At 34.8% G+C, this 10,194-nt stretch carries 9 protein-coding genes and 2 tRNA genes; 2 read left to right on the forward strand and 9 right to left on the reverse strand.

Features of this window, described 5'->3' with window-relative positions; all coding sequences use genetic code 11:
* Positions 1–41: 41 nt before the first annotated feature.
* Positions 42–1,325: a UDP-N-acetylmuramoyl-tripeptide--D-alanyl-D-alanine ligase gene (locus tag KW502_RS13025; protein ID WP_219040995.1), complete on the forward strand. Its 1,284-nt coding sequence runs from the start codon at positions 42–44 to the stop codon at positions 1,323–1,325.
* A gap of 6 nt (positions 1,326–1,331) precedes the next feature.
* On the opposite strand, the gene KW502_RS13030 is transcribed toward KW502_RS13025, so the two are convergent.
* The 9 genes from KW502_RS13030 to KW502_RS13070 all read right to left on the reverse strand — a co-directional run bounded on the left by KW502_RS13030 (position 1,332) and on the right by KW502_RS13070 (position 8,742).
* Positions 1,332–1,406: transfer RNA gene (locus KW502_RS13030), tRNA-Val, on the reverse strand.
* Positions 1,407–1,450: 44 nt separating this feature from the next.
* Positions 1,451–1,528 (reverse strand) — tRNA-Val (locus tag KW502_RS13035).
* A 69-nt stretch (positions 1,529–1,597) separates the two neighbouring features.
* The gene (locus KW502_RS13040; RefSeq protein ID WP_219040996.1) at positions 1,598–2,818 is read right to left on the reverse strand and encodes a bifunctional folylpolyglutamate synthase/dihydrofolate synthase; all 1,221 of its coding nucleotides are present in this window, start codon (positions 2,816–2,818) and stop codon (positions 1,598–1,600) included.
* A 16-nt stretch (positions 2,819–2,834) separates the two neighbouring features.
* The gene (locus KW502_RS13045; RefSeq protein ID WP_219040997.1) at positions 2,835–3,698 is read right to left on the reverse strand and encodes an energy transducer TonB; all 864 of its coding nucleotides are present in this window, start codon (positions 3,696–3,698) and stop codon (positions 2,835–2,837) included.
* Between the two features lie 5 nt (positions 3,699–3,703).
* Positions 3,704–4,093: an ExbD/TolR family protein gene (locus KW502_RS13050; protein ID WP_219040998.1), complete on the reverse strand. Its 390-nt coding sequence runs from the start codon at positions 4,091–4,093 to the stop codon at positions 3,704–3,706.
* Position 4,094: 1 nt separating this feature from the next.
* Positions 4,095–4,787: a MotA/TolQ/ExbB proton channel family protein gene (locus KW502_RS13055; RefSeq protein WP_219040999.1), complete on the reverse strand. Its 693-nt coding sequence runs from the start codon at positions 4,785–4,787 to the stop codon at positions 4,095–4,097.
* Between the two features lie 85 nt (positions 4,788–4,872).
* Complete coding sequence (nhaB, locus tag KW502_RS13060; RefSeq protein ID WP_219041000.1) at positions 4,873–6,342, reverse strand: sodium/proton antiporter NhaB; 1,470 nt, start codon at positions 6,340–6,342, stop codon at positions 4,873–4,875.
* 31 nt (positions 6,343–6,373) lie between these two features.
* Positions 6,374–7,600, reverse strand: coding sequence for a Glu/Leu/Phe/Val dehydrogenase dimerization domain-containing protein (locus KW502_RS13065; protein ID WP_219041001.1), 1,227 nt, complete (start codon positions 7,598–7,600; stop codon positions 6,374–6,376).
* Between the two features lie 71 nt (positions 7,601–7,671).
* On the reverse strand, positions 7,672–8,742 hold the full coding sequence (locus KW502_RS13070; RefSeq protein ID WP_219041002.1) for an anhydro-N-acetylmuramic acid kinase: 1,071 nt from the start codon (positions 8,740–8,742) through the stop codon (positions 7,672–7,674).
* A gap of 92 nt (positions 8,743–8,834) precedes the next feature.
* On the opposite strand from KW502_RS13070, the gene KW502_RS13075 reads away from it, so the two are divergent.
* The gene (locus KW502_RS13075; protein ID WP_219041003.1) at positions 8,835–9,977 is read left to right on the forward strand and encodes an acyl-CoA dehydrogenase; all 1,143 of its coding nucleotides are present in this window, start codon (positions 8,835–8,837) and stop codon (positions 9,975–9,977) included.
* The last annotated feature ends 217 nt before the right edge of the window (positions 9,978–10,194 follow it).

The raw sequence follows: 10,194 nt of genomic DNA on the forward strand, positions 1-10,194 counted from the left end.
AGCCTTTTCAAACGAAAAGGCTTTTTTTATATCTTTAATTTATGAAAGAACTAAACCACATACACCAATTGTTTTTAGAAAGTACCGGTATCTGTACCGATACAAGAAAGCTAGAAAAAAGAAATATCTACATCGCCTTAAAAGGTGAAAACTTCAATGGAAATAATTTTGCCTTAAAAGCATTAAAAAATGGCGCATCACATGTTATTGTCGATGATGATATAACTCCAACTCCTGAAGAAAGCAGAATTATTAAGGTAAAAAATACATTATCTACTTTACAAAATCTTGCGGCTTATCACCGGAAATATTTGAACATTCCAATTATCTCCATCACAGGAAGCAATGGCAAAACCACTACAAAAGAATTAATTAATGTAGTTCTTACTGAAAAATATAAAACGGTTTGCACACAAGGAAATCTTAACAATCATATTGGCGTCCCCTTAACATTACTTGCGATGAACAAACAAACAGAACTTGGAGTGGTAGAAATGGGCGCTAATCATCAAGGAGAAATCAAAAAATTATGCGAAATCGCGCAACCAGATTATGGCTATATCACTAATTTCGGGAAAGCACACCTCGAAGGCTTTGGCGGATTCGAAGGTGTAATTAAAGGGAAAAGCGAGCTTTACCAGTACCTTATTAAACATCAAAAAACAATATTCATTAATGCTGATGACGAGATACAAGTAGAAAAGAGCAAAGGCTGTGAAATAGTTTCATTTAGCGAAGGAAAACATGCAAGCCAACAAATTACATTTCTAAAAGCCGATCCCTTTGTTAAAATAAGCACAGAAGATAATGAGATTAATTCCCAACTTATAGGTACTTATAATGCTAAAAATATTGCAGCTGCCATTTGTATAGGTAAACATTTCCATGTTTCTTCAGAAGCCATAAAAAATGCCATAGAAGAATATACACCAAATAATAACAGATCACAAATTATAACAAAAAACACCAACAACATTATTCTAGATGCCTACAACGCAAATCCAACAAGCATGAAAGCAGCGTTAGAAAATTTAGAGAAGCTAGAAGCAGAACAAAAAATGGTTATTTTAGGAGATATGTTTGAAGTCGGAGACACTTCCGCTCAAGAACATCAAGAAGTGATAAACGAACTAGAGAAACTAAATTTTAAAAACATGTACGTATGCGGCAAAGCCTTTTACCATTGCAACACTAAAAAAACAAGAAAGTTTGAAGATTTTAATGCTTTAAAAACACAATTAGAAACAGAAAATTTCGAGAACACCACTATCCTTATAAAAGGCTCTAGAGGAATGGCATTAGAAAGAATTGTAGGAATCTTATAAATATTGTGGGCTATACTGGATTCGAACCAGTGACTTCCACGTTGTCGACGTGACACTCTGAACCAACTGAGTTAATAGCCCATTCATTAAACTAAAAAAACCTGAAGATATCTTCAGGTTTTTTTTGGTGGGCAATGAGGGATTCGAACCCCCGACCCCCTCGGTGTAAACGAGGTGCTCTGAACCAACTGAGCTAATTGCCCTCTATTGTTGCAATGCGAGTGCAAATATAAGTCTTTTTTACAATGCACCAAATAAAAAATTAATTTTTTTTAAATTATTTCTGCAACTGTAAATGTACTTCCTCCTACAAAAATTAAATCTTCATTTTTAGACAACTCATTAGCAGCTGAATAAGCTTTTTTAACTGAAGAATAAACCTTTCCATTCAATTGAAATTTTTCTGAAATATTTTTTAATTCTTCCGCCGCTAAGCCTCTCGGAATATTAGGAGAACAAAAATAATAGCTAGCTTGCTTAGGAAATAAAGGTAAAATACTTGATAAGTCTTTATCGTTAACTACTCCTAAAACAATATGAAGTTTTTGAAAGCTTTCATGCTGGAGTTGCTCCATCACAAATTTCAATCCTTCTTGATTGTGCGCAGTATCGCAAATTATCTTCGGTGAATTATTCAAAATATCCCAACGTCCACGTAGGCCTGTATTTTTCACCACATGTTTCAGTCCGCTACTAATCGATTCGTTTTTTAATTGCCAACCTTGAGAAATTAAAACTTCTACCGTTTTTAAAACCGTTCTAATATTATATACCTGATAATTTCCTTTTAAATCGCAATCTATGGTTGGCAAAGCACTCTCTTCAGCATAAATAATTGCACTATGCATCGATGCTACTTTTTTCTCAAACACAGTTTTAGTAGAAGCTATCGTTGTGCCTATCACTACAGGCACATTTGGTTTAATAATCCCAGCTTTCTCAAAAGCGATTTCTTGATACGTGTTTCCTAAAAACTGCGTATGATCTAAACCTATATTAGTGATAACAGAAACTTCTGGAGTAATAATATTGGTAGAATCTAACCTTCCTCCCAACCCTACTTCTATAATTGCTATATCTACTTGCTCTTTAGAAAAATATTGAAAAGCCATAGCTACACTCATTTCAAAAAAAGAAAGCTGCTGAGCTTCTAAAAATGCCTGATGTTGCTGAATAAATTTAACTACAAAGTGTTCAGAAACCATCGAGCCATCTACCTTTATGCGTTCACGGTAATCTTTTAAATGCGGTGAGGTATATAAGCCTACTTTATACCCCGCTTCTTGCAATATAGAAGCTAACATATGACTAGTAGAACCTTTACCGTTTGTGCCGCCTACGTGAATAGTTTTATAATGTTGATGCGGATTTTCTAAGCGTTCTGAAAACTTTAAAATATTGGTTAAATCTTTTTTAAAAGCAGTCTTTCCCTGCCTTTGATACATTGGAAGTTGCTGAAACATCCAATCAAGGGTTTCTTGATATGAATTCATGAAATGATTATTAAAACTATTCGGAAAGTTTAAACTCGTATTCGATATAACCAGTTTGCTTTACTGGTGCATCGGCGTCGCTATTGAACTTTGTAGCTAAAGCAGCTCTTCGAGCAGGTTCCATTAAACAACTTGCGTTATTAGTTGTTCCTTTAGCGCCTGCGATTGCATTCACCACCTGCCCTCGTTGATTTACTTCAATTTTTACCACGACAATTCCAGATTCATTACAATCTTGTACAAATTTTTCTTTATTTAAGGCTTTTCTTCCTCCCAGACGGTAATTACCATCGCCATCTAAACCTTTTCCTTGTCCGTAATAAGAACTCGCATTCGGGTCGCCATTAGGATTACCTTTATCTCCCGCTTGTTGATTATTTCCTTCTCCTCCATTTGTTTTGCCTTCTTTTTTTGAACCGTTCAAAAGACCATTCATCGCATCGGAGGTATTCTTATCTGGCTTAGGGTCTGGCTTCTTCACCTCTTTTATAGGTTCTGGAGTAGTTTTGGTTTCTAAAGGCTTCTTAGGCTCTTCTTGTGGTTTCTTTTTTTCAACTTTTTTCTTTTCCTCTTCCTTTTTAATCACAGGAGCATCTTCTGTCTCTTGCGTGGTGACTTTTTCGTTTACTTCTGGAGTAACTGGTGTAGGTTGAGGTTTGGGCTGTGAGCTATTTTGTTGTGGGGCAGACTTTACAGGTTCTGTAGGTTGAATATCTCCCGAGCCTACTTCTGAAGTTCCAAAATTAATGGCGATACCATTTTCTGGTGGCGGATCTAAGTAAGTAAAACCAAACAAAAACAACAATATTAAAATTGCACCGGATATAATTGCGGTTATCGTTGCTGATTTTTTTTCATATTTAGTTTCAAACAAAGTCATAATTTTTACGGTTTTACCGCCAATACTATTTTGTATTTATTTCTTTTTGCAATATCCATAACATTTACGGCATCTTGAATAGGAACGCTTTGTTCTGCTCTCAAAATAATTGTAGGATCTTCCTCTGCTCGCAATCGCTTTTGTAACTCTATTTCTAATTGATTTTTATTAATTTTTTCTGAATTGATAAAAACCTCTAAATCTTTATTGATGCTTACCGCTAAATTCTGTTGATTACTTGTTTTTCCCTTAGCTTTTGGTAAAAGTAAATCTAAAGCTTCAGGAGTAACTGCAGGAGAAGTAAGCATAAAGAATACCAATAACAGAAAAACAATATCTGTCATAGACGACATACTGAATTCTGGACTTACTTTATTTCTTCCTCTTAAATTCATATTAAGCAGGTTCGTTTAATAAGTCTAAGAAATCTACTGCTGTGGCTTCCATTTGATGAACTACTTTATCTGTTTTCACCACTAAGTGATTGTAACCAATATAAGCAATAATACCTACAATTAAACCAGCAACAGTGGTGGTCATGGCTACGTAAATTCCTTCAGCGAGTGTTCCCATTTCTGCTTGACCACTACTCGACGCCAATTCATGAAATGCTAAAACCATACCAATTACAGTACCTAAGAAACCAATCATCGGTCCTGCCCCGGCGATGGTAGCTAAAATAGAAACATTTTTTTCTAAATTATAAACCTCTAATTTTCCAGCATTTTCGATAGCGGTATTAATGTCTTCTAATGGGCTACCAATTCTAGAAACTCCCTTTGCGGTTAATCTTGCTACTGGAGAATTTTCTTGTGCACATCTAATTTTAGCAGCTTCTACATTTCCATTTGCAATATGATCTTTAATTTGCGACATAAAGTTTACATCTGTTTTTGAGGCTGCTTTTATAGCAAACAGTCGTTCAAAATAAATGTAGAGAGCTACCACCAATAATATAAATAGTATGCCAATAACAAGGGTTCCTGCAACGCCGCCCCCTAAAATTAATTCAATAAAAGATAAGGTCTTTTCTTCCGGCATCTGCTCGGCTGTCTCTTCAACCACTTCTTGCAAAAATGTAGCTAGCATAAGTTTTGTTAGTTTAATATAAGGATAACGTTAAATACTTTAATAAATTATAATCTTCTTAATAAGCTAAATTAGCTATAATTGTTTACATAAAAAACCAAATTCCTAAAAAGCCAATTCCAGTTAAAACAATCGTATAAGGCAATGCCATTTTCACCATTTTAAAGTATGAAAGGTTAATTAACGGAGCTAAAGATGAAGTTAATAAAAATAAAAATGCTGCTTGTCCATTTGGTGTCGCTACACTCGGTAAGTTTGTACCTGTATTTATGGCGACAGCTAAATCTTCTAAATGTGCTCTAGAAATTTCGCCAGCATCAAAAGCTTGCTGCACCTCACCTATATAAACCGTCGCAACAAATACATTATCACTAATCATAGAAAGCAAACCATTAGCTGCATAAAATACGGAGGGTTGGGTTGCAATATCTAATGAAAGTGCCCAATAAATAATAGGGTGAAACAATTGTTGGTCGTGAATCATGGCTACAATAACGAAAAAAACTACAATTAATCCAGTAAAGGGTAATGCTTCTTGAAAAGCTTTTCCTATACTATGTTCATCTGTAATCCCCATAAATGCAGTTTGAACAATAATTAAGGCTAAGCCTATAAAGCCTACTGGCGCAATGTGTAAGGCTAAACCCAAAATTAAAAACACAGCGGATAATGCTTGAACCACCAACCCATATTTTTCAGATTTGGTGCGTTGTCTATCTTGTTCTGCTGTATAATTCTCTATAATTGTTCTGGCTACCGATGGAAGCTTTTGTCCAAAACCAAAACTCCCTGTCGTTTCTAAAACAATAGTGGTAAGTAAACCCGAAAATAAAACTGGAAGTGTGATAGGAGACATGTGTACAAAAAAGTCTATAAAATCCCAATTCATCTTTTCACCAATCAATAAGTTTTGCGGCTCACCCACTAAAGTACAAACGCCACCAAGCGCGGTACCTACCACGCCATGCATAATTAAACTCCTCAAAAAAGATTTAAATTCTTCTAAGGTTTGTCCGCTTAATTCTTTTCGATCTAAAATACCGCTAACATTATAATCTGTATTAGCCGATTGAATCTTATGATAAACACCATAAAAACCGACCGCTACACTAATTAAAACTGCGGTAACCGTAAGTGCATCTAAAAAAGCTGAAAGTAAAGCTGCCAATAGCAAAAATAATAATGATAGAAATAGCTTAGATTTTATTTTTGTAAAAACCTTACTAAAAATGTACATGAGTAGAGGTTTCATAAAATAAATACCGGCTACCATAAACATCAATAGAAAAATAACTTCAAAGTTTTGAATTACTTCTTCTTTTGCAGCTGCAGGACTGGTTAATTTTAGAAGTAAAATCTCTAATGCTAATAAACCGCCTGTTTGCAAAGGATAACATTTTAATGCCATTGCTAAACAGAAAATAAATTCTGCAATAAAAATCCAAGCGGTTAGCGTTGGTCCAATTGTATAATTAGCAACAATATTGAAAACCAAAAATGACAATATGGTATATTTCAACCATAGCGGGCTATTGCCCAAAAAGTTTTTAAGCATTTGTTATACTGTGAGGTAAATAACTAAAAGTCTATACTAATTGTTTTAGAGCAATCTCAAAAGCAGTTTTACTAATATTAGTTTTACTGCTATTATGGTCGAATGTATTCTTAATTGCATTTTTGATGGTCATTGAAGTATCGTTGAAAATAGCCTCATCTGTCATTTGCACACGACGCTCCATAAAATATGCAAACACTCTAGCCATACCACAATTAGAAATAAAATCTGGAATTAAACTTACTCGCTGATCTGTATATTCCATAATACTACCAAAGAAAATCTCTTTATCTGCAAACGGCACATTTGCACCACAAGAAATAACCTCTAAACCTTGCTCGATCATACTTGATATTTGGTCTTGAGTAATTAATCGAGAAGCTGCACAAGGAGCAAAAATCTCAGTCTTTAAAGCCCATACTTTTTCGTTAACCTCATCAAAAGGAATTAAATTATCAGCTGCAAGTGTATTGCCATCTTTAGCCAAGAATAACTGTTTAATTTCTTCAAAAGAAAAACCTTCTTCATTAATTAAACCGCCAGCACGGTCAATAATACCTACAACTTTAGCACCCATCTGCGCTAAATAATAGGCCGCTGCAGAACCTACATTACCAAAACCCTGTACAACGGCACGTTTACCTTTTACATCGCCACCGTATATTTCGTAATAATTTCGTACCGCTTCAGCTACGCCGTAACCAGTAATCATATCTGCAACCGTATATTTTCTTGAAATATCAGGAGAATAGGTTGTGTTTTCTAACACCTTGATTACTCCTTGACGAAGCTGACCTATTCTATTAATTTTATCGGCTTCGGTTGGTTGAAAATGACCTGTAAAAACACCTTCTTGCGGATGCCAAACTCCACAATTTTCAGTAATAGGAATTACCTCATGAATTTCATCTACATTTAAATCTCCTCCCGTACCATAATAACTTTTTAAGAGTGGAGAAACCGCTTTATACCAACGCTCTAAAACCCCTTTTTTTCGAGGATCTTGTGGGTCAAAATTAATTCCAGATTTAGCACCACCAATGACAGGGCCTGAAACCGTAAATTTCACTTCCATTGTTTTTGCTAATGAAAGTACTTCATTCATATCTAAACCCTTACGCATACGCGTACCACCGCCAGCAGCACCGCCTCGTAAAGAATTGATAACCGTCCAGCCTTCAGCTTCAGTTTCAGAATCTTTCCAATTAAAAACAATTTCTGGTTGTTTATTTTCGTATATTTCAAGTAAATCCTTCATAATAAAAAATTAGTTTTTCGCACACAAAGATAGCTAAACCCATAGGGGTATGTGAAAGAAATCTTAATTTTTTAAGGCTCAAAAATTTTACCCGAAGAATGGTTTTTAGAAGCTCCGGTAACACTACTTAATACATTAATTTGATTGGTTAATTTTAAGACCCCTAAAAAACCAAAAATTAAAGCTTCTTTAAATTCAATTAACTCATTAGAAGGTAATATAATTTGTGCTGAAGTTTTTCCCCGAAGACGTTCTATAAGGAAACGATTAAATGCACCTCCTCCAGTTACTAATACTTTCTTAGAAGAATGATTTTCAATATTTTCTGAAAGCTGAATAGCCACGTGCTCTGTGTATGTTGCTATAATTTCTTTTGGACTGCAACCGCTATTTTCTAATAACGGAAAAACAATGGCGTGCACCCATTCTATCCCTAAAGATTTTGGAGGTTTTTTAGCGTAAAAATCTAATGCATTTAATTTAGCGAGCAAAGCATTATTTACCTGTGTGCTCTTGGCAATAATTCCATCGCGATCATAATCAAATCCTAATCTAGCAGCATAAGCATTGATCACTGTATTGACCGGGCAAACATCATAAGCCACTCGATTTGTTTTGTCTTCAATTTCTTTAGAAATATTTGCAAAACCACCCAAATTCAAACAGTAATCATATTCTTTAAAAAGCAATCGGTCGCCTATAGGTACCAAGGGAGCGCCTTGACCTCCCAATGCAACATCTTGCACTCGAAAATCACACACTACTTTTTGCTTAATTAATTTAGCGAGTTGGGGTAAATTACCTATCTGAATTGTAAACCCTTCCGCTGGCTGATGTAAAACTGTATGCCCATGAGAGCAAACGGCATCAAGACCTTTAATTTGATTTTTCTCTATAAATTGAAGAATAACTTTAGATAGATATTTGGTATAAGCTTCATCTAAATTAGAGATCTCTTCCCTAGATAATTCTGAAGAATTTTTAAGCAGCTTATACCATTTTTCAGAATACGCTACAGTTTCAGCCATTAAAATAGAAGCATTCCAATGCTCTTCGTATTCAAATTGCAGGCAAGCAAGATCTATACCATCTAAAGATGTGCCAGACATTATTCCTAAAACTTGATATTGTTTTCTTTTCATATTCGCAAAAATAAAGTATTACTATTGATAATTTAATTACTAAAAGCTATATTTGTGTAGTTTCAATAAAAATTTGACAAACTCTATATAGAATGGATTTTAAGCTTACTGAAGAGCACCTCATGATTAAAGAGGCAGCCAGAGACTTTGCTAATGCAGAATTACTACCCGGAGTCATAGAAAGGGACAATAAACAAGAGTTCCCAACAGAACAAGTAAAAAAAATGGGAGAGCTTGGTTTCTTAGGCATGATGGTTTCTCCTGAATACGGCGGCGGCGGGATGGATACCATCTCTTACGTATTAGCCATGGAAGAACTCTCTAAAATAGATGCTTCAAGTTCAGTTATTGTTTCAGTAAACAATTCTTTAGTTTGCTGGGGATTAGAAACTTATGGAAACGAAGCCCAAAAGAAAAAATATTTAACCAAACTTGCCACAGGAGAGTCTATCGGTGCTTTTTGTTTAAGTGAACCCGAAGCAGGTAGTGATGCTACTTCACAAAAAACCACTGCAATTGATAAAGGAGATCACTATATACTAAACGGTACTAAAAACTGGATTACCAATGGAAATAGTGCAGATTATTATTTAGTGATTGCACAAACCGATAGAGAAAAAGGCCATAAAGGTATTAACGCTTTTATTGTCGAAAAAAACTGGGATGGTTTTGAAGTTGGCCCTAAAGAAGATAAATTAGGGATTAGAGGAAGTGATACCCATACTCTTAATTTTAATGATGTAAAAGTACCTAAAGAAAATAGAATAGGAGAAGACGGCTTTGGCTTTAAGTTTGCCATGAAAACACTTTCTGGCGGAAGAATAGGAATTGCAGCACAAGCTTTAGGCATTGCAAGCGGTGCTTACCAATTAGCTAGAGATTACTCAAAAATTAGAAAAGCTTTTGGTACAGAAATTTGCAACCACCAAGCCATCGCTTTTAAATTAGCAGATATGTATACCGAAATTGAAGCTGCAAGGCATTTAGTGATGAAAGCGGCTTGGGATAAAGATCAAAAAAATAATTACGATATGTCTGGTGCTATGGCGAAACTTTACGCCTCTAAAACAGCAATGAACGCCAGTGTTGAAGCCGTACAAATTCACGGCGGTAATGGTTTTGTAAAAGAATACCACGTAGAGCGTTTAATGCGTGATGCAAAAATCACTCAAATTTACGAAGGAACCTCAGAAATTCAGAAAATTGTGATCTCCAGAGGCTTACTCCGTGATTAAGAATCATTATAAATTATTTCAAAAACCCGATTTTTAAAAATCGGGTTTTTTATTTCTCAAAAATCACCGCCTCAAATTTAATAATATTGATTTTATTGAATTACAATTAAATTATTATCAAAAATTTAAATTTCGATTAACAATACTTCAATTAAAGTACAATTTTAGGATATAAAGAGCTTTTTATTTACCTTATCATTTCGTTTTTACTGAACAT

The sequence above is a fragment of the Mesonia aestuariivivens genome, from assembly GCF_019311235.1.
Lineage (GTDB): Bacteria > Bacteroidota > Bacteroidia > Flavobacteriales > Flavobacteriaceae > Mesonia > Mesonia aestuariivivens.

Coding starts and splice junctions, on each gene's coding strand:
- KW502_RS13025 (WP_219040995.1), top strand. CDS start 42: ATGAAAGAACTAAACCACATACACCAATTGTTTTTAGAAAGTACCGGT.
- KW502_RS13050 (WP_219040998.1), bottom strand. CDS start 4,093: ATGAATTTAAGAGGAAGAAATAAAGTAAGTCCAGAATTCAGTATGTCG.
- KW502_RS13055 (WP_219040999.1), bottom strand. CDS start 4,787: ATGCTAGCTACATTTTTGCAAGAAGTGGTTGAAGAGACAGCCGAGCAG.
- KW502_RS13040 (WP_219040996.1), bottom strand. CDS start 2,818: ATGAATTCATATCAAGAAACCCTTGATTGGATGTTTCAGCAACTTCCA.
- KW502_RS13070 (WP_219041002.1), bottom strand. CDS start 8,742: ATGAAAAGAAAACAATATCAAGTTTTAGGAATAATGTCTGGCACATCT.
- KW502_RS13045 (WP_219040997.1), bottom strand. CDS start 3,698: ATGACTTTGTTTGAAACTAAATATGAAAAAAAATCAGCAACGATAACC.
- KW502_RS13075 (WP_219041003.1), top strand. CDS start 8,835: ATGGATTTTAAGCTTACTGAAGAGCACCTCATGATTAAAGAGGCAGCC.
- nhaB (WP_219041000.1), bottom strand. CDS start 6,342: ATGCTTAAAAACTTTTTGGGCAATAGCCCGCTATGGTTGAAATATACC.
- KW502_RS13065 (WP_219041001.1), bottom strand. CDS start 7,600: ATGAAGGATTTACTTGAAATATACGAAAATAAACAACCAGAAATTGTT.